Annotated in this window: 27 protein-coding genes and 2 pseudogenes; 23 read left to right on the top strand and 6 right to left on the bottom strand. The window is 51.1% G+C overall.

Annotation, left to right across the window (positions count from 1 at the left end; all coding sequences use genetic code 11):
- Positions 1-264 precede the first annotated feature (264 nt).
- The 7 genes from M2407_RS00680 to M2407_RS00650 are packed head-to-tail and all read left to right on the top strand — an operon-like array spanning position 265 to position 5,812.
- A complete protein-coding gene (locus tag M2407_RS00680; RefSeq protein ID WP_130016056.1) occupies positions 265-1,035 on the top strand; it encodes a 2-keto-4-pentenoate hydratase in 771 nt (256 codons plus the stop codon).
- The gene (locus M2407_RS00675; RefSeq protein ID WP_259216539.1) at positions 1,032-1,979 is read left to right on the top strand and encodes an acetaldehyde dehydrogenase (acetylating); all 948 of its coding nucleotides are present in this window, start codon (positions 1,032-1,034) and stop codon (positions 1,977-1,979) included. The genes M2407_RS00680 and M2407_RS00675 overlap by 4 nt, the downstream gene beginning before the upstream one ends.
- Positions 1,976-3,013, top strand: coding sequence for a 4-hydroxy-2-oxovalerate aldolase (gene dmpG, locus M2407_RS00670; RefSeq protein ID WP_259216538.1), 1,038 nt, complete (start codon positions 1,976-1,978; stop codon positions 3,011-3,013). The genes M2407_RS00675 and dmpG overlap by 4 nt, the downstream gene beginning before the upstream one ends.
- A complete protein-coding gene (locus tag M2407_RS00665) occupies positions 3,010-3,792 on the top strand; it encodes a 2-keto-4-pentenoate hydratase (protein ID WP_020825586.1) in 783 nt (260 codons plus the stop codon). Before dmpG ends, M2407_RS00665 begins: the two co-directional genes overlap by 4 nt.
- On the top strand, positions 3,789-4,208 hold the full coding sequence (locus M2407_RS00660) for a RidA family protein (protein WP_020825585.1): 420 nt from the start codon (positions 3,789-3,791) through the stop codon (positions 4,206-4,208). Before M2407_RS00665 ends, M2407_RS00660 begins: the two co-directional genes overlap by 4 nt.
- A 39-nt stretch (positions 4,209-4,247) precedes the next feature.
- Positions 4,248-4,820: a 3-hydroxyanthranilate 3,4-dioxygenase gene (locus M2407_RS00655; protein WP_046374308.1), complete on the top strand. Its 573-nt coding sequence runs from the start codon at positions 4,248-4,250 to the stop codon at positions 4,818-4,820.
- On the top strand, positions 4,817-5,812 hold the full coding sequence (locus M2407_RS00650; RefSeq protein WP_020825583.1) for an amidohydrolase family protein: 996 nt from the start codon (positions 4,817-4,819) through the stop codon (positions 5,810-5,812). The genes M2407_RS00655 and M2407_RS00650 overlap by 4 nt, the downstream gene beginning before the upstream one ends.
- A 56-nt stretch (positions 5,813-5,868) precedes the next feature.
- Here M2407_RS00650 and M2407_RS00645 read toward each other — a convergent pair whose 3' ends face one another.
- Positions 5,869-6,195, bottom strand: a complete 327-nt coding sequence (locus tag M2407_RS00645) for a gamma-glutamylcyclotransferase (protein WP_130015887.1) — start codon at positions 6,193-6,195, stop codon at positions 5,869-5,871.
- Between the two features lie 205 nt (positions 6,196-6,400).
- Positions 6,401-7,288: a LysR family transcriptional regulator gene (locus M2407_RS00640; protein ID WP_165366287.1), complete on the bottom strand. Its 888-nt coding sequence runs from the start codon at positions 7,286-7,288 to the stop codon at positions 6,401-6,403.
- A 96-nt stretch (positions 7,289-7,384) separates the two neighbouring features.
- On the opposite strand from M2407_RS00640, the gene M2407_RS00635 reads away from it, so the two are divergent.
- The 5 genes and pseudogenes from M2407_RS00635 to M2407_RS26295 all read left to right on the top strand — a co-directional run.
- Entirely contained in the window at positions 7,385-8,320 is a 936-nt protein-coding gene (locus M2407_RS00635; protein ID WP_128864454.1) for an NADP-dependent oxidoreductase, read from the top strand.
- Between the two features lie 92 nt (positions 8,321-8,412).
- Entirely contained in the window at positions 8,413-9,402 is a 990-nt protein-coding gene (locus M2407_RS00630) for a zinc-dependent alcohol dehydrogenase family protein (RefSeq protein WP_259216537.1), read from the top strand.
- Between the two features lie 41 nt (positions 9,403-9,443).
- On the top strand, positions 9,444-10,307 hold the full coding sequence (locus M2407_RS00625) for an SDR family NAD(P)-dependent oxidoreductase (protein ID WP_142815756.1): 864 nt from the start codon (positions 9,444-9,446) through the stop codon (positions 10,305-10,307).
- 201 nt (positions 10,308-10,508) lie between these two features.
- Positions 10,509-10,928, top strand: coding sequence for a DoxX family protein (locus M2407_RS00620; protein ID WP_142815757.1), 420 nt, complete (start codon positions 10,509-10,511; stop codon positions 10,926-10,928).
- Positions 10,929-11,103: 175 nt separating this feature from the next.
- Positions 11,104-11,211 (top strand): annotated as a pseudogene (locus tag M2407_RS26295) (hypothetical protein); the annotation flags it as partial.
- Between the two features lie 338 nt (positions 11,212-11,549).
- Here M2407_RS26295 and M2407_RS26235 read toward each other — a convergent pair.
- The gene (locus M2407_RS26235; RefSeq protein WP_169534190.1) at positions 11,550-11,696 is read right to left on the bottom strand and encodes a DNA polymerase III subunit theta; all 147 of its coding nucleotides are present in this window, start codon (positions 11,694-11,696) and stop codon (positions 11,550-11,552) included.
- Between the two features lie 1,109 nt (positions 11,697-12,805).
- Entirely contained in the window at positions 12,806-12,964 is a 159-nt protein-coding gene (locus M2407_RS00610; protein ID WP_259216536.1) for a hypothetical protein, read from the bottom strand.
- Positions 12,965-13,124: 160 nt separating this feature from the next.
- On the opposite strand from M2407_RS00610, the pseudogene M2407_RS00605 reads away from it, so the two are divergent.
- Positions 13,125-13,541: pseudogene (locus M2407_RS00605) on the top strand (tyrosine-type recombinase/integrase); the annotation flags it as partial.
- A gap of 260 nt (positions 13,542-13,801) precedes the next feature.
- Here the strand turns inward: M2407_RS00605 and M2407_RS00600 are convergent.
- Positions 13,802-14,910 (bottom strand): IS3 family transposase gene (locus tag M2407_RS00600; RefSeq protein WP_409049644.1). Its coding sequence is split into 2 segments (ribosomal slippage): positions 13,802-14,649 and positions 14,649-14,910, totalling 1,110 coding nucleotides; the frame shifts between segments, so codons are not numbered across the junction.
- A 53-nt stretch (positions 14,911-14,963) separates the two neighbouring features.
- On the opposite strand from M2407_RS00600, the gene M2407_RS00595 reads away from it, so the two are divergent.
- The 3 genes from M2407_RS00595 (at position 14,964) to M2407_RS00585 (ending at position 16,216) form a co-directional block, all read left to right on the top strand.
- Positions 14,964-15,236: a hypothetical protein gene (locus M2407_RS00595; protein WP_259216534.1), complete on the top strand. Its 273-nt coding sequence runs from the start codon at positions 14,964-14,966 to the stop codon at positions 15,234-15,236.
- Between the two features lie 597 nt (positions 15,237-15,833).
- Positions 15,834-15,977, top strand: coding sequence for a hypothetical protein (locus tag M2407_RS00590; RefSeq protein ID WP_165801832.1), 144 nt, complete (start codon positions 15,834-15,836; stop codon positions 15,975-15,977).
- Between the two features lie 2 nt (positions 15,978-15,979).
- Positions 15,980-16,216 (top strand): hypothetical protein, encoded by a 237-nt coding sequence (locus tag M2407_RS00585; protein ID WP_259216533.1) that lies wholly within the window; start codon positions 15,980-15,982, stop codon positions 16,214-16,216.
- A gap of 215 nt (positions 16,217-16,431) precedes the next feature.
- Here the strand turns inward: M2407_RS00585 and M2407_RS00580 are convergent, their stop codons facing one another.
- Entirely contained in the window at positions 16,432-17,268 is an 837-nt protein-coding gene (locus tag M2407_RS00580) for an AraC family transcriptional regulator (RefSeq protein ID WP_259216532.1), read from the bottom strand.
- Between the two features lie 142 nt (positions 17,269-17,410).
- On the opposite strand from M2407_RS00580, the gene M2407_RS00575 reads away from it, so the two are divergent.
- The 7 genes from M2407_RS00575 to M2407_RS00545 all read left to right on the top strand — a co-directional run bounded on the left by M2407_RS00575 (position 17,411) and on the right by M2407_RS00545 (position 21,476).
- Positions 17,411-17,956, top strand: coding sequence for a GNAT family N-acetyltransferase (locus M2407_RS00575; protein WP_115059008.1), 546 nt, complete (start codon positions 17,411-17,413; stop codon positions 17,954-17,956).
- A gap of 98 nt (positions 17,957-18,054) precedes the next feature.
- Positions 18,055-18,489, top strand: coding sequence for an N-acetyltransferase (locus M2407_RS00570; protein ID WP_259216531.1), 435 nt, complete (start codon positions 18,055-18,057; stop codon positions 18,487-18,489).
- A 133-nt stretch (positions 18,490-18,622) separates the two neighbouring features.
- Positions 18,623-19,159 (top strand): GNAT family N-acetyltransferase, encoded by a 537-nt coding sequence (locus tag M2407_RS00565; RefSeq protein ID WP_115059010.1) that lies wholly within the window; start codon positions 18,623-18,625, stop codon positions 19,157-19,159.
- 550 nt (positions 19,160-19,709) lie between these two features.
- On the top strand, positions 19,710-19,967 hold the full coding sequence (locus tag M2407_RS00560) for a hypothetical protein (RefSeq protein ID WP_115059012.1): 258 nt from the start codon (positions 19,710-19,712) through the stop codon (positions 19,965-19,967).
- Positions 19,968-20,192: 225 nt separating this feature from the next.
- A complete protein-coding gene (locus M2407_RS00555) occupies positions 20,193-20,378 on the top strand; it encodes a hypothetical protein (protein ID WP_259216530.1) in 186 nt (61 codons plus the stop codon).
- Positions 20,379-20,897: 519 nt separating this feature from the next.
- A complete protein-coding gene (locus M2407_RS00550; RefSeq protein WP_115059798.1) occupies positions 20,898-21,278 on the top strand; it encodes a hypothetical protein in 381 nt (126 codons plus the stop codon).
- Between the two features lie 15 nt (positions 21,279-21,293).
- Positions 21,294-21,476, top strand: coding sequence for an ANR family transcriptional regulator (locus M2407_RS00545; RefSeq protein ID WP_259216527.1), 183 nt, complete (start codon positions 21,294-21,296; stop codon positions 21,474-21,476).
- Position 21,477: the final 1 nt, after the last annotated feature.

Here is a 21,477-nt window from a genome sequence, read left to right as displayed (position 1 = left end):
CACCAAGTCTGGCGACTATGGCATAACTTTAAGGAATAGCAAAAGCCACTTTATTCATTTTTCGCTTATTGGCCATCTGATTAGACTGCCCTGTATCCACTCTCGCCGGCTGGCTAAATCGTGTTCGCCAACGCTCTCTTTCTTCAAGGGCATGACTCACGACAATACCCAGCCGCAGGGAAAACGGCCACGTTCACGCGTGGCGCATAACAGGAGAGTCATGTGTCAAATTCACTGAAGCCTGAACACCATGAAGCGGCCAAAATGCTCAGGCAGGCCGCCGAGAGTGGCCGCCCCTGCGCGCCGGTTCGCCACCTGGTGGGTTCACAGGATATCGATGCCGCCTATGCCGTACAGCGGGTCAATAACCAAGAGCGGATCCAAAAGGGATACCGGCCGGTGGGTAGCAAAATCGGGCTGACGTCGGCGGCGGTACAGCGCCAACTGGGGGTCAATCAACCGGATTTCGGCCAGCTGTTCGCCGACATGGCGCTGTGTGACGGTGAAGAGATTGCCGCCGGTCGGCTGATTCAGCCCAAGGTGGAAGCCGAGATCGCCTTGGTACTTGAACAGGATCTGCCCCATGAAAAAAACACGCTCGCCGACCTGATCCGCGCTACCGCCTATCTGCTGCCCGCTCTCGAAGTGGTTGATAGCCGCATCGCCGGCTGGGATATCTCGCTGGCGGACACCATTGCCGATAACGCCTCCTGCGGACTGTTCGTGCTGGGCAACCGCCCGGTGCTGTTGAAGGACGTCGATCTGCTGGGCTGCGGCATGGTGCTGGAGCGGGCTGGCGAACCGGTTTCGGTGGGTGCCGGAGCCGCCTGTCTGGGCAATCCGCTGCTTGCCGCCTTGTGGTTGGCGGACACGCTGGCGCAACGCGGCAACGCTTTGCGTGCCGGCGATATCATCCTCACTGGCGCATTGGGGCCGATGGTAGCGGCCTGCGCTGGGGATGTGTTTAGCGCCCGCATTGAGGGCCTCGGTCAGGTCAGCGGCCGCTTCGCCCCTGCCGCAGGAGGTGATCAATGAGCAACTCAGCGCAAATTGCCGCTGCAATCATCGGTTCGGGCAACATCGGCACCGATCTGATGATCAAGATCCTGCGCCACGGTCAGCACCTGAAAATCGCTGCGATGGTCGGAATCGATCCTGCCTCCGACGGCCTGGCCCGTGCGAATCGGCTGGGCGTGGCGACGACGTCCGAAGGCATTGATGGCCTGCTCGCGCTGCCCGATTTCAGCGAAATCAAAGTGGTTTTTGACGCCACTTCGGCCGGGGCGCACGCGCACCACAATAAGTTGTTGCAACAGTACGGTGTACGGGTAATCGACCTGACCCCGGCAGCCATCGGCCCCTACGTGGTACCGGTAGTCAACCTGGCAACTCAGGGCGACGCCCCCAATCTGAATATGGTCACCTGCGGCGGACAGGCCACCATTCCGATGGTGGCCGCCGTCGCCGGCGTCACCGATGTTTACTATGCCGAGATCGTCGCTTCGGTCTCCAGCCGTTCTGCCGGGCCCGGCACTCGCGCAAACATCGACGAATTTACCGAAACCACCGCGCTGGCACTGCAAAGCGTAGGCGGAGCAAGGCGTGGCAAGGCCATCATTATCCTCAACCCGGCCGAACCGCCCTTGATGATGCGCGATACCGTTTTCTGCCTGACGCCACCGAGCGATCGACAAGCAATCACCGAGGCGGTGGTTGCCATGGTCGCCAAAGTGCAAGAGTACGTTCCCGGCTATCGACTCAAGCAGGAAGTCCAGTTTGAAACCATCGCCCCGGCCGATGCGCACCTTTACCCGGATCTGGGGCCGCAGGGTGGCCTGAAAGTCTCCATCTTCCTGGAGGTCGAAGGGGCCGCTCACTATTTACCGGCCTACGCCGGCAACCTCGACATCATGACGTCAGCCGCACTGGCCTGCGGTGAGCATATCGCAAGGCGTTTGCTGCAAGGTCAGGGAGCATGAAGATGAAAAAACTCTATATCTCCGACGTCACTCTGCGTGACGGTTCCCACGCGGTACGCCACCGTTACTCGCTGCCACAGGTCAGACAAATCGCCACCGCGTTGGATCGCGCTGGGGTCGACTCGATCGAAGTGGCCCACGGTGATGGGCTATCCGGCTCCAGCTTCAACTACGGCTTCGGCGCGCACAGCGACGTCGAGTGGATTGCCGCTGCCGCAGAGTCGGTCAGCCATGCCCGGATCGCGACGCTGCTGTTGCCGGGTATCGGTACCGTTCACGATTTGCGCAATGCCTATGATGCTGGCGCGCGGGTAGTGCGCGTCGCCACTCACTGCATCGAAGCGGATATTTCGCGCCAACACATTAGCTATGCGCGTGAGCTTGGGATGGACACCGTCGGCTTTCTGATGATGTCCCATATGGCTGAACCCAAACATCTGGCACAGCAGGCGAAACTGATGGAGTCCTACGGGGCCACCTGCGTGTACGTGGTCGATTCTGGCGGCGCCATGCTGATGCAGGATATCCGCGATCGCTTCCGCGTTCTGCGCGAGGTGCTCGATGAAAACACGGAAATCGGCATGCACGCTCACCATAATTTAGCGCTTGGGGTCGCCAACTCGATTGTCGCAGTGGAGGAAGGCTGTCAGCGGGTCGACGCTTCACTGGCCGGTCAGGGCGCCGGTGCCGGCAATGCGCCGCTTGAGGTCTTTATCGCCACCGCCGAACGTTTGGGCTGGAACCACGGTTGCGACCTGCTGCAACTGATGGACGCGGCAGACGATCTGGTGCGTCCATTGCAGGATCGTCCGGTACGCGTCGATCGTGAGAGTCTGTCGCTGGGGTATGCCGGCGTCTACTCCAGTTTCCTGCGCCATGCCGAAAAGGCGGCGGAGCAGTATCAACTTAAAACCGCCGATATCTTATTGGAGGTCGGCCGTCGGCGTATGGTCGGCGGCCAGGAAGATATGATCGTTGACGTCGCCCTGGATTTGCTGGCCCAGCGAAACAGCCTTCAGGAGAACATTGCATGAGCAAAATCATGGATCTTACCGCACTGGCCACTCAGCTAGACCAGGCCACACTCAGCCAGCAAGCCACCGCACAGTTAACCGGACAGCAGGCTCTGGATCTTCCCACGGCCTATCGGATTCAGGCTGAAGGGATCCGGCTGCGCGAGCAGCGTGGAGAGCGTCGCGTCGGCCTGAAGCTGGGTTTCACCAGCCGCGCCAAAATGCAGCAGATGGGCGTTGACCATCTTATTTGGGGAGAACTGACCGATGCCATGCAGATTGAAGAAGGAGGAACACTGGATCTGCGCGAGTTGATCCACCCGCGCGTGGAACCTGAACTCTGTTTTATCACCGGCAAAGAGATCAATGGCCCGCTGTCCCTGGCCGAAGCCGGCCGGGTGCTTGAAGGGGTATGCCCTGCGCTGGAGATTATCGATTCCCGTTACCGCGATTTCCGCTTCACCCTTGAAGACGTGATTGCCGACAACTGCTCATCCGCCAAATTCGTCGTGGGGGCCTTGCAGAACCCGCAGCGCGCCATCGATAACCTTGGTGTGGTGATGAACTTTCATGGGCGTCCGGTGCAGGTTGGCAGCACCGCAGCTATTCTTGGGCATCCATTGCGTGCACTGGTACAGATCGCCAGCCTGCTGCATCAACAAGAACGCGTACTGCCTGCCGGTTCGGTGATCCTCGCTGGCGCGGCAACCGCAGCAGAAGCTTTACGCCCCGGGCTACATGTCAGCGTCGATATTTCCGGTTTTGGGCGAACGGCATTTCATACCGAGGGCCAGCTATGACTAACCAGGCTGTGGTTGTTAAGGGAAAAGCCGCCCCGCGCGGACGTTTTCCACACGTGAAACGGGCCGGCGACTTTCTGTTTGTCTCCGGCACCAGTGCCAGATTGCCGGACAACAGTATTGCCGGGGCCGAAGCCGATGCCATGGGTGCAACCCGCCTGGCTATCGACGTTCAGACTCGCGCGGTGCTCGATAATATTCGCGACATCCTGCGCAGTGTCGGAGCCGACCTGAATGATGTTGTCGAGATCAGCGCTTTTCTCGTCAATATGAACGATTTTGCTGGCTATAACGCGGTGTATGCCGACTATTTTGACTACGACGGCCCAACCCGCACCACCGTGGCGGTGCATCAACTGCCCCACCCGCACTTGTTAATTGAAATCAAGGCCATCGCCTATAAGCCCCAAAAATAACCTGTGCATATCCTCTGCCCTACGAATCGGAGAATAACAATGTCTAACTTCAAATATGGATTTCCGCTCAACTTCAATACTTGGCTAGACAGTAACGCGCATCGGCTCAAGCCCCCGGTCAATAATCAACAGATCTGGCAGGACAGCGATTACATGGTTACCGTCGTCGGCGGGCCGAACCAGCGCACCGATTTTCACGATAACCCGGTAGAGGAGTTCTTCTACCAGTTTAAAGGAAATGCCTATCTGAACATCTGGGATGACGGCCGTTACGACCGCATCGACCTGCGTGAAGGGGACATTTTCCTGATGGCACCCCATGTGCTTCATTCTCCTCAACGCCCGGAAGAGGGCAGCCTTTGCCTGGTGCTGGAACGGATGCGCCCGGAAAATGAGCCGGACGCCATACAGTGGTCATGCGCGGCCTGCGGCAACCTGATCAAAAGATATGAAATGAACCTCAAGAGCATCGTGGCGGATCTCCCTCCGGTTTATGAACAATTTTATGCAACCAGCGATGAAGAACGCCGCTGCAGCCAGTGCGGCGAGATCCACCCAAGCCGCGATGCACAAACCTGGCATCGCACACTGAAGGCAACAGAAACCCGATGAAAATAGATATCCACTCGCATTTTTTCCCTAAAATCAGCCAACAAGAGGCTGCCAGGCTGGATGTTGAGCGGGCTCCCTGGTTGGCAACCCACGGGCGCGAAGGCCAGATCATGCTCAATGATAAGCCTTTCCGGCCGGTCTATGACGCCCTGTGGGATGCCGAACGCCGCCTGGAACAGCTGGATGAACAGCAGATCGATATTCAGATCATGTGCGCCACGCCGGTCATGTTTGCCTATGACGTCGCTCTCGATCGCGCCCTGCCCTGGGTCCAATTGATGAACGATCGGGCGCTGGAGATGGCGTCTGCCAATCCGCGACGGCTGAAGGTGCTGGCGCAGGTTCCCCTGCAGGACAGCGAGGCCGCCTGCCGCGAAGCCAGCCGGGCAAAAGAGTGTGGTCATATTGGCGTGCAAATAGGTAATCACGTAGGGGCAAAGGATCTGGATCATGAATCGCTGATCGTCTTTCTGACCCACTGCGCCCACGAGGGTATCCCGGTGCTGGTACATCCCTGGGATATGATGGGCGGCGCGGAGCGTATGAAGAAATGGATGCTGCCCTGGCTGGTGGCAATGCCGGCGGAAACGCAATTGGCGATCCTCTCTTTGATCCTCTCAGGCGCCTTCGAACGCTTGCCGCGCAGCCTGAAACTCTGCTTTGCCCACGGGGGCGGCAGCTTTGCTTACCTGATGGGGAGGGTTGATAACGCCTGGGAGCAGCGCGATATCGTGCGTGAAGATTGCCCGCATAAACCGTCAAGCTATCTGGATCGCTTCTCCGTCGACTCCGCGGTGTTCGATCCACGGGCGCTAGAGCTTCTGGTGGATACCCTGGGTGCGGAACGGGTCATGCTGGGCTCCGATGCTCCCTTCCCGCTGGGGGAACAACAGATTGGCCATTTGGTCAGCAGCTCTGCCTTGCCGGAGAAAAGTAAGCGTCAGATTTTGGGTGAGAACGCGCAGTCGTTTTTCTGTTTGCCGAACCGGTAACCGCCGCATTTCGGGAACGAGATGGCTCGTTCCCGAGCTAAACAACGGCAGCGGCGTTATTGCTTCAGCATGTAGATAAACGAATCGACGACGTCGCCACTTGCCGTAGTCACACTGACGGCCACCCGCTCATAACCTTCTCCCTCAAATTCATCGAGGGTTTGCCAGTGGGCGGCAAGATTGTCGGAACAAAACAGAAAACCCTGAACCCGGCTGCCGCTGTTATCCAGCACGATGCCCGGATAGCCCATTTCGGCGCCCCACCCTGCATTCAGCAGCGTTCCCCCCACACTGCCCTCTTCCCAACTTCCGCCGATGCTTTCCATGATGTGCGCGTTTGGCCGCCCTGGCCCTAACGTCCCGTAAACAAACAAACTCAACATGTTATGTCCTGCATTCTGATGATTTGCTACAGAAACTAGCACAGCGTCGGCAGCCAACATAGTCGTTAGCCGGGTAATTAAATGGATTTTCGAGCCAGGGACTGGAGGACAGCGTTGCAGGCGGTTCAATGGCTGCTTGCACGCTTAAGTGCAGCCATCATTCACTGCTTACCCGACAGGATCGCCGGTTTTGTTTTTCGAACCGTTAATGATGAATACTGCTTTCCTGTGAAAATGTTTCCTTCAATAAATCAATAAAGGCTCTTAATCTTCCGGTGACATAGCGCCTACTCGGATAAAGGCACCATAAAATCAGCTCTGGCTGTTCACTTACCCCCAGGTGAAGCAACCTGCCGGCTTTGATGTCATCGGCGACCAAAGCTTCCGGTAGCAGTGCGGAACCGACTCCCGAAATGAGGGTGGAACGGGTGATAAACGGAGAGGAGATATATAACTCCGTGTTCACATTGAAATGTCGTGGTTCCCCCTCCAAAACGGTACTAATTTGATTCGGTTTCCAGTGCGTTCCAATACTGATGAAAGGAAGTTCCGTGAGCGGGTCTCCCAAAGCCAGTTGTTCCCTATATTGCGGTGACGCAACAAATATTAATGTCTCTTTGAATATTTTTATACCTATCATCTCTTCATCCGCCATCGGATTTACACGAATAACGGCATCGAAACCTTCTCGAATAGGATCAACCAATCTGCTGTCAGCAATAAGTTCAAGTTCGACCAATGGGTAAAGCGCTCTGTAACGAGCAGCCAGTTTACCCAAGGTATCAAATGCAATAACGGGAGGAACGCTAATCCGTAATTTTCCTGAGGGGCTACCGGTCTGTTCCATCATGTCAGTTTTGATGTCGTTGAGCTCGTTAACCAAAGGCTTTATCCGCTCGAATAGCAGGGTTCCTTCGGCGGTCAAGGTGAAACCGGTATTCGTACGTTCAAACAAGCGCGTTTGCAGTTCATCTTCCAACTGACGGATCCGCCGTGAAATAGAGGCTTTAGGCGTCATCGTTGCGCGACTTGCCGCGCTGAAGCTGCCGTGTGTAATCACACTTATGAAGTCCTGCAATGCATTCATATTCATGAGCTGTCTCATTTTTGGTCCGCGGCGTCCATAATTTAGCATCTTATTAATTATTATTGGTACGGATATAGTGAAAAAATAGCTTAGGAGATCAACATGAATCAGCAATTAGCAGCAGTTATGTATAGTTATGGCGCTGAGGGCACGATCAAAATTCAGCCCATCAACAGGCCCCAGGTCTCACCGGGCAAGGTCATTGTGGAGATCGCCGCCGCAGGGGTTAATCCATTAGACTGGAAACTGCGTGATGGCCTGCTTAAGCATATATTCCCATTAACTTTTCCCTGTATTTTGGGTGGCGAGTTCGCAGGAAAGATTGTTGAAGTGGGGGCTGGCGTCACCACCTTCAACGTCGGCGATCGCGTGATAGGGAAGCCTGTGAACCGCGGGGCATTTGCCGAAACGATAGAAATTGAGCCGGAACTGTTAATCCCCATTCCCGATGATCTGGACGAAACCGTCGCAGCAACCCTGCCGGTTGCCGGCTCGACGGCGTGGACGGGGTTATTTGATATCGGGGAATTAACGGCTGGGCAAACCGTATTGATCCAGGGCGCGGCTGGCGGAGTAGGCTCTTTGGCTGTTCCTTTGGCTCATCGCGCAGGGGCAAAGGTCATCGCTACGGCTTCGCAAAAAAACAGAGATTACGTCAAGTCATTAGGTGCCACAGATGTCGTTGACTATAACGACGCTCATGCCTTATCGATGATAAAGGGAGTTGACCTCGTTCTTGACTTGGTCGGTGGAAGCTCCCTGGAAGCACTCTGGAACACTCTGGCGCCAAACGGCCGAATTGTAAGTTCAGTTGCCGTTGATATCGCAGAAAAAACACCTGACAGCCAACCAGGAAAAGGGACATTTTTTCAAATGAAATTTGACCCTGCCAAATTGAATTCTATAGCGAAAGAGATTGCCAAAGGTGAGATTCCCTTCACGCCTCCGCGAGTATTTTATTTAAAGGATACTTCGTTAGCGCTGGACTCCGTCAAGAGCGGAGGATACCGGGGGAAAACTGTGATACGCATGAAATAATGGAACAGGCATAAAATTACACTTATTTTTGTGTCAAAAATTCCAGTCATAAATTCGTATTAGTTTACGTGTTTTATATAAAGGGGAACAAAATGGCGCGGGTTATCCAGTTTGATCGTGTCGGTGAACCAGATGTATTAAAAATTGTGGACGTGGATCTCCCTGCCTTAGCCGCCGATGAAGTCAGTATTAAGGTGAAAGCTATCGGTTTAAATCGGGCGGAGGCGCTACTGCGTCGCGGTAAGTATGCATTTCCTCCGGTATTTCCGCAGCGAATGGGGTATGAAGCGGCCGGGATTATCGACGCCGTTGGTGCACAAGTGCAAGGCCTTATCCCTGGCGACGCGGTGAGTGTTATCCCTTCACTGGCTATGGATCGATGGCCCACCTATGGTGAAACTATTCACTACCCAGCCCGTTACGTGGTTAAGCATCCGGAAAATTTATCCTGGGAGCAAGCAGCCTCGGCGTGGATGCAGTACATCACGGCATATGGGGCACTGATTGACGTTGCAGAAGTGACCTCTGACGACTATGTCATGGTCACTGCCGCTTCCAGTAGCGTTGGTATCGCCGCGATTCAAATTGCCAACATGCTTGGCGCTCGGGTGATAGCAACCTCAAGAACCGAATCCAAACGCCAGGCGTTACTCGATATCGGTGCATCATGGGTTGTCACTTCCCAGGGTGAGAAAAGCGTAGCTGAAGTTAAAGAAATCACCGGCGATAGGCCGCCGCGAGTTATCTTCGATTGTATTGGGGGGGAAGGTGTGCCCACGCTATGCGAGATCTTGGCGCCCGGAGGCACGCTGATAGAGTACGGCAATCTGAGCGGTGAAAACACCCCTTTCCCGGCAAGTTTGGCGATCCCGAAAGGCCTGACAATCAGGGGATTTGCTTACAGCGAAATTGTAGGAAATGCGGCGCGCCTCGCCAACGCTAAAACCTTTATTTTGGCGGCGCTTAGTCGTGGCGAATTAAAGCCGGTTATAGCGAAATCCTTTGTGTTTGATCAGATAGTTGCGGCACATCAATATCTAGAAGCGAACGCCCAGCTAGGCAAAATTGTTGTCACCGTTTAAGCGAAGATGAAGGCCCTGGCCCTTGTCATCAGGAGCAAATAATGCAAACAGAAAAAGATGTCATCGCCGTTATTACAGGATCAAGCAAGGGAATAGGTAAGGGAATAGCAAAGGAACTGGGACGGCAAGGTGCGATTGTCTATGTTACGGGTCGTGACCAGGAGTCAGTCGAAAAGGTGGTCAGTGAAATAACCCACGCGGGGGGGCAAGGAGTAGCGGTTGTTTGCGATATGTCTGACGATGCACAGATAGCACGCCTATTTAAACAGGTGGAGCAGAAGCACGGTTATCTCAATATCCTCGTCAATAATGCCACCACGCTTAACAGCCAAATGGGAGTGAAACCCTTTTGGGAAGCCACCATCCATCTTGCCGATATACTGGATGTTGGCTTACGTTCTCATCATGTTGCGACTTGGCATGCGGCGCGCTTGTTGCTTGCCGGTGGGTGCGGGTTAATCGTCAACGTATCTTTCTATGCCGATGCGAAGGTGCATGATCCAGCCTATTACGCTTCAAAGGCTGGCCTGGATAAATTGGCCGCTTCCTACGCCGAACACTTCGCCCCCTTTAACGTTTCCGCCGTATCCCTATGGCCAGGTTTCGTAGCCACAGAGACGATGGTTGAGCTTGCCAACTCAGACCCGAAAACGCGCGCTCTCCGTGACACATTGGGATTTGAGAGCCCTGAATTCTGTGGACGCGTGGTTTGGGCGCTATTTAGCGACCCTAACTTAAAGGCCTTATCCGGCAGTACATTACTGACGGCTGAAATGGGTGAGCATTATAATATAATCGATAACAATGGGCATATACCAAAATCCTTACGTCAATTATATGGTAACCCTCCCGCCGAGCACGATATCATGAATAAGCAGGCGGGCAATGAGAATAAGAAGGTGTGAGCGTAATGCGAGGGGATAATAACGTCGTTAGTTTGCTGTTTAAGCACTCTTTACTTTTATTCAGGCCACAACCATTACTCCCCCAGCCCAGGGTTTAGCCACCACCATCAGCGAGCCATTGAATACGCGGCCCGGTGTGTAATTACAAACCGGTCGTTGATTTTTAATGTGTATATTATTTAATATTTTGAGGAAGCGTTAATGTCTATAAAAGGCAAAATTGACAATATCATCGACAACAAATTATTCTTCGGCTTAGTGTCAATTTTAATGAGAGTACTTCTCTCATCTGTATTCATTATTGCTGGAATAGGTAAAATTTCGGCTTATAACGCGACAGCTGAGTATATGGCGTCGATGGGCGTACCAGCAATATTATTGCCTTTGGTGATATTAACCGAGCTAGGCGGCGGTGTGGCTCTTTTACTGGGCTTTCAGACGAGGATTGTCGCCATTCTGTTCTTCGGATTCTGTATCATCTCAGGACTGATTTTTCACAGTGGTCCCGACCTACAAAGTCAGTTGATGCTGATGAAAAACATCACGATGTCCGGTGGTTTTATCGCCCTGTTTCTCTTAGGGGCTGGCGGGTTTAGTCTGGATAATAGAAACAACCCTTAGTCAGTATTCTCCGGCAAACCGCAGGCAAGCGTCTGAATGCACTAACACATCATGAGCCGCTCAGGGCGGCCATTATAGATTCATTTTCTGTGGGTCGTATTGGCTAGCGCTCGTGCGAGAAGTCTAGGGGGGCTGACACTTGCAGCAAGGTTCATGCTGCCAAGGCTGGTGCTCAGAGGGTAGCAAATCTGGCCGCGCGATAGTTGTCGCTCTCAACGACACCTATCGCGCAATTCTGCGGCGACAGGTTGGCAATCATCATATATGGTTATTTGTACATAAAGCTCCGGTGAAAAATACAGCAACGTATTACGCCGTTCCGTTCGTAACCGACCACTAACCACCACTGAACAACGGCTCAACTATCGCTGAAGAATTATCGTTGCCCCCAATCACGCACCTTGTTCGTAGGAATCTGGCCGATATATGGAGTAAGCTGATGGCCTTAAATAAACTGCAGTGGCGGATATGGCCATTTCATGGCTTTCATCCTTTTCTTTTTTTCCATGAATTGCTCCCATTTAAAAACCCGCCGTAGCGGGTTCTGTTATTTATTATGGTTGGCTTCTGCCATTTTCTGATAAATCGGCTCGGATCCTATTGATAGCCTTATACTCACCTCTAAGTAGTCCAATGTGCCACACGCTCAAGAAAGTATTCATGCAGATCTCTAGGCTGCTCTCTCCACCTAATAGCTATCACTGGCTGGTTAATACGCTCTTTGTTCGCTAAACCTGGCGCCGTAAGATCCAGGTTCACCTTGTCTATATTCTTCTTTTGGTTAATTTCCGAGATTGTATGACATAGGATCCTACTATTGAGGAGGATTATACGTCAGCATTGTCGATGACACGCACTGAATGCCCCTGCAATACCATCAGGCTAATCGCAGAACGTCGTCCAAATGCAAGTAATTGTTTATGCTAAATTTAAACGCTAAATCAAGTCTTTTCCCAAAATCATCTTTAACTTATAAGTCGCCGAACAAATGTATACAGGGATGAACTTATTTTTTATTTTTAAACACGAAGCACCTTCCCCACCAAATGAAAGAGTGATCAACCCTGCCGATGCAAGAGATAGAGCTAACCTATAATCCTCTTCTGTTTTCACTTCATAGTTATTTGAGCTCTTTAGTTCACAAACAATGCATCCCACGACCCCCTCCTTACAGAAGCTAATTATTCATATTCGTATAATTCATATTGGCAAGTGCAGAGAAATCATATTGCAATTTAATGGAACGCTCTTTTCAATGTGTGCGATTCTCACACCATTGGATCAGACTGGATACTGGGTTTGTGAGATTGATAAAGCTGGTTTCAATTCCAACGTATAACTGCCGATATTACCCTGATATCACCTTGCAACGCTGATTGTTCGTAAGGCTGAATAGTAATTCAAGGAGCAGAAAGACGATTGGCGCTGGCGACGTTTATATCCGTTCCACTCATTCATCAGGGTTGCGCTCAGCAGCGCATTTATTGTTTTTGATCGCATCCTGATTTCCGCTGATAGATTTCACTCTCCTGATGTAATGGCTGCTCTCTCTGCTGATGTTTTGCCATGATTGCGCAATTTCGGGTGTCTTCCGTGTGCAAGATGGTGATCGGTCCTGACTGCTGCACAAGCATATTTCCCTGCTCGGCGTTTTGTTACCAAGCAAGTTCCCGCCGGTGAGAAAGCTGCGAGAATGTCACTGATGTCATCCCAGCTATGGTAACCATTTGGCATTTCCATAACTTCCCCTCCCGGGACTCTGCCCCGATGCAGGGTGATAGAAATGAAAAAGGCCGCTTATGCGGCCTTGAATTATGTTTTGGGAAATTTTATGCATTCTTCCTTCATTTGCACGCAGCCCCCTGACTCTGGGTTGCTTACAGCCCAATCAGATTCTGAAGAACCAACGCCTGCACAACTGTCAGCAAATTACCTTGCTTGGTGCTTTCCAGTTGGAGTTTCACTGCTGTTTCGCGGCTTACACCAAATGCCTCGGCCAAGATTTTAGCGTCAAAACCAGAAAAGATATTATTCATGTTGAGCCTCACTAGGATTAGTTAATAAACTATGTTTGATAATTCATTGTTAACTTGCATTTTTAAGTTAAACAAACCCTAGTCTTCCTACCATTTAGATGAGTTGTGCCCTCTCTGATACAAAAACAAGATCATAATGCCATGACAATAGGGTTCCGCCCCAGACGTAAACGAGTCGATGAAAACCATTGGTACAGCTCCTAATGATACTGCTTACAAACGTGCGGGATCAGATTGGTCGCTACTAGGGGTATGTTTTTGTACATATTACAGCACGCAAACGTCCTGACGGAGGTATGGCACCAGCAAATGCGCGTTGACGATAACTCAGCATGGAATACAGGTAAGCAGCGGACTGGAATAACTGATTTTCGATTTCATGACCTTCGCCATACATGGGCAAGCTAGTTAGTTCAGGCAGGGGTACCTTTATCAGCCCTTCAGGAAATGGGCGGCTGGGAAAGCCTTGAAATGGTTCAGCGTAACGCGCATTTTAACTGAGCATGCGAGGCTGATAGATGCGATTTTTGGACCCTACAGGATTCGAATACATCGATTACTGACATGTTTTATATAGATAAAATTGTGTTCGATAAAATTTGTACCAACATTTATACCAACAGATAAATTTGTTAGGAAATACAGCCGATTATCGCTGGGCTAGCATGCCCGGATAATACTTGGCAATTATACCATTCATTCTCTCAGTCAGCTCAGGTCGCTTGAGTGTGATATGCGTGACCTGCTCCCCGTTGATTAATACACCGCGATGTTAGTAATGTCTTCATATGACCCGCTCCCCGTATGTGATCCATTCATAATCAGGAATAACCGGCCTCATTCTGGCTGCATATTCTGGCAACCGGCAGATTTCTCGGCAAATTCAGAAGGTGTCATCCAGCCCAGGGCAGAATGGGGACGGCTCTGGTTATAGTTTATGCGCCAGCCCTCGATTTTGCACCGTGCATCCTCCACAGACATGAACCAGTTCTCGTTCAAACATTCCTGCCGCAATCTGCCATTAAAGGACTCCACCGTAGCGTTGTCGGTCGGTGTTCCCGGGCGTGAGAAGTCGATCCTGATCCCTCTTTCATACACCCACTTGTCCAGCATTTTCCCTGCAAATTCAGAACCATTATCGGTTTTCAGCAACTGCGGTAAAGGACGCCTGAGCGCTATGCTGTTCAGCATCTCTGCCACTTCTGTCGAACGCAGATTCTGTCCCACACAGATCCCCAGGCATTCGCGGGTGTAAAGGTCGATAACCGTCAACAGGCGCAGTCGTCGCCCGTCAAACAACGCATCAGAAACAAAATCCATGCCCCAGACGTGGTTTGGATATAAGCCCTGAGGCTGCGGCTGCCGCCGCTGGGCAGATTTATTGCGACGTGGTCGTTTGAGGCGTAGCGAGAGCCCTTGCTCACAGTAGAGGCGGTAGATCCGTTTGTGATTGTCGCGCCAGCCCTCACGCCGTAGCATCACGTGTACCCGGCGATATCCGTAGTGAATTCGCGTTTCGGTGATCTCACGAATACGCAGGCGCAGTGCGCTGTCATCGGCAGCAACAGAACGATATCTAAACGAGCTGCGGCTGAGCCGTAGCGCAAAACAGATTTGTCTTTCGCTGGCACCGTATCGGGCCTGTAAATCCCTGACCCATTCGCGCAGGCGTGGCAGCGTCAGTTCTTTTTTGCGAGCACATCCTGCAGCATCGCCTTGTCGAGGCTCAGATCAGCAACCAGCCTCTTCAGCCTGAGATTTTCTTCTTCGAGCTGCCGCATGTGCTTCAGCTCTGAAGGGGAAATCCCGCCGTATTTTTTACGCCACGTGTAAAAGGTGGCATCAGAGATACCCAGTTTACGGCAGACTTCAGGCACCGATGTACCCAGCTCGGCCTGTTTCAGGGCAAAGACAATCTGTTCTTCGGTGAATCGTGACTTTTTCATCGGCACAACCTCCACTCAGGGGAGTGTTTATCATGCCGGAATTCTGTTTCTGAATGGAGCAGGATTTTGGGGTAGGGTCACAGAAACGCGGGTTAACGCTGACCGTTGAAAAACTGGATAGCGAGCATTGCCTCTGCGTTTGGGAGTCCAACAACGATATGGAATGGCTGTTCAGCTACACGCTGACCGGCGCAGGCCTGCAATGGAGGGGTAACGTTTACCTGCCAGATGACCTTAAGGCAGAGTTACCAGCGCTGATTACTACCGAGAAGAAGCTCCGCGAAATGGTCGAGTTCATCGGTACTAACCGTCACCTACTCAACTAATACCCACCGCGCCCTACGGGGCTCATGACCTTTAATCAAATCGTCTGGACTGGCGTGGTTGTCCTCTGCGTCGCGTTCTGGTCGGTAATTGGCATTCTCATCGCCGGGTAATACCGGCGTCTCACTTATCTGGTGGCGCATCATTCCGGTTCTAATTTTAACCCACACAGTATAAATCCCCGGTTCGGTGCGCCACCAGGTGCGTGAGTAATCACAAGCCTGCTCAGTAACACCTCCCTTGTCATCCTTTGCCCCGCTAGCCGGGGCTCTTTTTTACATCAATAAAGGCGCTGCCCACCGCTCCAGAGTGCTGGAAACGTAGGGAAACCGAGCGCGCGCATCAACTCAGGCAGTGCCTTTACCCATGTAAATTTCATTGAGAGGACATGTTATGCAAACCACCACACAATGCTGTGAGCACTGCGGTAAGACACGCGACGTAGAGAAGAAAGGCGTAAGCATTCAACGCTACGAAGATGGCAGATATAAGACCGTGAGAATCCTCGTCTGCGCCGACACTTGCTCCAGCTTCTATGTCACCCGCAACAACATTAAAACCCTGCAGCGCCGCCTGCACACAATGCAGCGGAGGCCAGCATGGTAACGCTCAACGCTCGCATACAGCATAAGTACGACCTCACCGGTGGCGATTTTTCCCCTAAACGCCACCACGGCAAGCACCTCTTCTATCTGCTTATTTTTACCCTGTGCCTGCTCACTGCTGGCGCTGTTTGGAGTTAATCATGGAAAAGAAACCTCTCCCGCCGAGCCTGTGCGAACCGCGTTACCACATTGGCACCATCGTGAATTACTCAGATCACCGGGGTAAGGATGTTCAGGGCCAGATAGTCAGCGCCTGCGCACGTTGGACAGGATTTAAAGACGGTTCGGCGTATGTTCTGACATATGCCATTACCCACCCTTCAACTAGCCGCCTGCAGCACCACAGCGAAAGCACAATTCACGGAGAGGTTGAATAACCGATGGCTAACTCATTTAAGCAGATGGCAAAAGACAGCACGATAAAACGTCCTAAGTTAGGCCTGTTTTTTGTACTGGCTACTATCCATTGAGCGTAACGCGCGGTGTTTTCCCTGTCCCATTTTGAGGTTTGTTCGCCAGACGTAATCCTCACTCATGTTTACGTCTGTCGGATTTACCTGCTGCTTCATTGCTTCAATAGAGACGCTGGCCTCTAAGATCTAAACTTCCTATATTCAGTTAGCCCAACGCCGGTTATGCGTTTAAAGTACCTTCCTAAATAGGATGCGTCCGAAAATTCAAAATCATATGCAATTTTCTGGATTGATTCATTCGACTGAGACAGTTTTTTTTTAATTTCCAAAACCATCTGCCTATCAATCAGAGTTTTAGGCGAGTCATTAAAAAACCTCCTGGTCAATTGCGATAAGTAATATGGCGTGATATGTAACAGGTCAGCATAAAACGCCACTTCTCGCTGCTGCTTACAGTGAACAGAGATCAGCTCCCAAAACTCCCAGCATATTGACTCTTGCCTGCTGTAATCATTTTTAGTGCTCGCACTCATATGCATAGTGCTCTGAGAGATCCATAAGAAAAAATTCTGAAAATGATTCACAATAATTTTTCGAGTATATTGTAATTCTTTCCTTGCAATTATAGATAGCAATCCCTCCCACGCATTCATAAAATCCATGAAATGCCTATCAGATTTGAAATGTGGGAATCTATTCAAGTATAAAAATAAACTATTAGGAAGTTCATACGCAACTTCAGCGGCTATTGATCGATTCATTAAATAGTAAGAGCACAAAAAATCGTCTGATTTACTATTTATGACTGCAATAGAATCTTCCGACAAAACCAAGAAATCATTCTTCCCGATTGGATATGACTGAAGATTTACATCCACATCCGCGCAGCCTTGCTGGCAGATCAGTAGTACAACATAGGCCAGCGGCAGGGGGGAGCCCACAAGCCCGTCGAGCCGACCGCAACCCATAACAAAATCCCCTGTATCGCCACGAAGGGTGTGAAGTTCAGTTTCCATTTGCACCATAAAATAGTCGCTTTATCGCCAAAAAATTGAGTTTTGTTTTCATAATTACATTTTTCACTCAGGTTCTTACATTGTCAAGCCGCCTGTGTGCGCTTACTCTGTGGCTTCGATGTAGACTAACGAGGGGATAAACATGTTAAGTACCGAACGCCTTATTCTACGGCCCTGGAAGGCCAGTGACGCTCCAAGCCTGTATCAGTATGCGAGAGACGAACGAGTCGGCTCCATGGCAGGTTGGCCGGCGCATACAAGCATTGAGAATAGCCTGGAAATAATCGAGAACGTCTTCTCGCATCCCGAGGTCTATGCTGTGGCTATGCGGACAGACAACATCGCGATAGGGTTGGTTGGACTGCTTTTCGGAAAACATAGCAATTTTGATATCGCCGACAATGAAGCGGAGATTGCTTATTGGATAGGCGTGCCTTTCTGGGGGCAAGGTCTAGTTCCCGAGGCTGTCAAAGAATTAATGCGCCACGCATTTGAGAGTCTGAATGTTGATACGTTGTGGTGTGGTTATTTTGCAGGCAATGAACAATCATTCAAGGCTCAGATCAAATGCGGCTTTAAACACCATCGCACGGAAAAAAATAAGTTCAATAAATTCTTGAACGATTATCGAACTGAACACATCAGTCGAATTACTAAGGATGAATGGCAAGCATTTCGCAATACTTGATCCAAAGACTACCTGAAGACCTTACCGTCTGACCTGATAGCCGTGTGAACTTACAACTGATTATAAAATTAACCACAGAATTAATACAAAGGAGTGCTATGAATATTACTTTGTCAAAAGTTACTAGAGACAATTATGAGGAAGTATGTGAGCTAGAAGTGGCCAAAGATCAGGAGGAATATGTTGCGGAGAATACGTGGTCCCTCGTTCAGGCGAGTTTCAATCCGAGCTACGAAACACGTGCAATCTGCCTAGAGGGTAAGCCTGTCGGTTTCTTCATGTGGGTACCTGAGCCTGACGGCGCACAATCGATATGGCGGTTCATGGTTGATCGGCAATACCAAAATAAGGGCATCGGCCGCAGGGCGCTAGAGATCGCGCTTGAAGAGATAAAAGCGGTCGGCCTTAAGAGGATATTGATTCTTTATGATCCAAAAAATGCCGTCGCGAGGGATTTTTACGCAAGCTTCGGCTTCATTGAAATCGGAATGGACGAAGACATCGACGAGATGTTGGCTGAGATCACAATCTAGGCCGCGTTGGAAGGGCTAACCTTTCCGGGCAGCACTGTAGGCATGCAGTAAAGAGTATTTCAGGTGATGTTATGTACATTTAGAGCATGCTGGTTCGGTGTCATCCGATAGTGTGGACGAAGGAGTGAAGGACATGGTGGATATTGAACAGCCGGTAATTCGTAGGGCCACGGTGCATGATGCACCGACAGTACTGGAGATCTTCGATGAAGTAATGGCCTGGTTTGTGCAGATGGGCAATGAAGGTCAATGGGGAAGCGAGCCATGGTCCGCATCGCCGCAGCGGATTCAAATATTGGAAGACGTCTGTGCCTTACCAGAGGCCTGGGTGGCGGAGGACGAGCGTGGTCACCTGTTAGGCATCTTGGTCTTGGGAGAGGCACAGCCCTACGTGTCTCCTGCAACGGAGCCGGAAATCTATGTGCGTGTGCTAGCCGCCTCGCGCGATGCCCGAGCGCGTGGGATAGGGCGGCGTTTGCTCGCTTTTGCAGATAGTCGCGCCCGGGCCGCAGGGGTACTGAGCCTGCGAGTAGACTGCTACGGTGGTGGATCCGGGGCACTGGTACGGTTTTATGAGTCTTGTGGGTATGTGCGCATTGCTGCCTTCGGTGTGGATGACTGGCCCTGCCAATTGCTGGGGCGCAGCCTCAAAGCTGCTGCCGAGAACTAGTTGATCTTGAAATAAGTCGTAGGAACATGCTGTTCCGCTACGTTGTGAGATGGATCCCGATGGGGACTGCCACGGCCGGCAAGATAACATTGCTGTTTGGAACGTTAAGTTTTGTCTACGGTGCTGCGGAGTTCCGGTCGGTGAAGAGAAGAGCTAAGGGGCCGAGTAGGAAATGACTAAAGTACGGGGTTGCATATTTTGCGGCGCACGGGCTGATCTGCTCTGTGACGGTGAGTTGGGGTATATGGGGGTGACGGATACGACAGGCAAAGAACCCCGCTTATGCATCGATATCCAGCAGCGTCTGAAGTGAGACGTTGAAATCTGCCAGGCCTGTGCCACACGTAAGGGGGTAATTCACTTCAAAATGGGGCGCTCCGGGTTCTGGGATTCAACAGACTATTGCCCTGTTTGTCTCCCGCATCACAAAGACGCAAGCACAGGCGAGCTACGCGGCGTTATCATGCCGGATGTGGTGGAGAGCTGTTTGATTGACTAGCCAGCGCTCTCAATTATACTGTACAGATAAACAGTATTTGCGGTGTGAGTTATGGCTTCAAAAGAACTCGGCTATCAAGTCGTCTATCGCGGCGAAACCCTCCCCCATTTCGTAGAGGGCGGCTGGGTGTTCTTCCAGCGCCTAAAAGAGTACGGCGGCGGCTACTGGCTCGGGCGAACCTATCACGATGTATTCATTCTGGAGTATGATCGACCAACTTCACTCTACGACGGGATATTGTTCATTTTCGAGATGAAGAGAGCAGAACATGGCTACACTGCATTCGATGATGACTTTACCCTTACATAGGATTTGGCTGTGCCATACAAGTTAGGCGACAGCTCGTCAGAAGAACGTTAGAAGGTTCACGTAGTTCCAGTAGTATACAAATGGCACATAAACATACCGGTGTAGGTAGAGGATCAACAGCCTAAATACTTACGCTAATGCTTCAGTGGGCGATTAACTCACTATCGTAGCATTTCTAAGCAATTGCCGTGCCCAGCTTTTATCCAACAGAGGAAGGTCGGTATAATGAAGATTATTTTTAGTGAAACCGGTATTGAAGAAGAACATGAGTTAGGTTTCGAACCGCGTGCAGGGCAAACAATAACTCTTATTCGCGATGGAACAAAGATCGATTACATCATTGATTCTGTATCTGGGCCGATTTACGAAAACGTATGCCAACCAACCATGGTGAGGGTTCGCCTAGCTTGAGCGTCACCTAGTTCACTCCATAACCGCCTCATGGCGGTTTTTTATTGCCAAAAACTAGGAAACTACACATTGATCTTAATGCCAGACGATAACGAGATCCTCGAACGGCTCAGCGCTACCGGATCCACCCCTGATTCAGTTGCAAACCTTCTCCGCTGTGCTGGTTACAAAGGTATGACCGGCATAGCCATACGCAGACGGCTAATCAGGCTGGAAAAAGAAAAGGCTGTTGAGCGCGTTCGCCGCCCAGACATCAAAAAAATCTGCTGGGCACCAACTACCAAATAACGCTTCCCCACCGGACAAAATGAAACCTCGAATTCCACAACGAATCAGCATCAAAGCTGAGGGGGTTCTATGCGCCTATAAGGCTGGCAAAAAGACACCCGCACGAACATACCAGCATAACCACTTAACACTGCCAGTGGCCCGCTGCTGGCGTTTGCTTTCAAAAGACAACGGCCATTCATGGGTAGTTATGAGTCATGAACGGTACAACACACAGATAAGGATCGGAGCATGACCAATTATGAACTCCTGCAGTACCTGATTGCTGACGGTGGTTTTTACATCCGGGATGAGCACATAACCTTGCTCAGAAAAGCCTTCCCTAACGAAAACATCACGCCATCCAGAATATCGGCGTTGCGCTGCTCAATAACCCAGTCCAAGTACGTCACTGCTGAAATCGTCTATATCAGATCTAATATCCGCGCCTTGAAGGTTTTAGCCGTAGATCCTCAGTACCAAACCTATGCCAGGGCCAGGCCAAAAGAAAGCTTCCAGAAAATCACTGATAGCTATCTACGAAGCGAGCCGCCAGAAGTTGTCCGTCACATTCTTCTCGTCCAGCAATTCAACAAGTTACTCGCACCAGTAACCCACCAGCGCGCCTACTAATACCGGAGCATCATCATGAAATTTGGATATAAAAACTTAGCGCACCAGGCTGCTGAGGCGGAACGCCGTGCCCAATATTCCGACGCGGCCAGTATTTGGCTTAAAGCTTACGAGGTAGCTCGCGCCGTCGATGTGGTGTGGGTACAAATCCGCATCGATTTTTGCGTTAACGCGGCATCGCGCAACTGGGGCAGATAAC

It is taken from the genome of Serratia sp. BIGb0234 (assembly GCF_024809915.1).
Taxonomy (GTDB): Bacteria; Pseudomonadota; Gammaproteobacteria; order Enterobacterales; family Enterobacteriaceae; genus Serratia; species Serratia liquefaciens.
The sequence above is the reverse complement of the archived record's forward strand: the minus strand, read 5'-3'. Positions and strand labels throughout refer to the sequence as shown.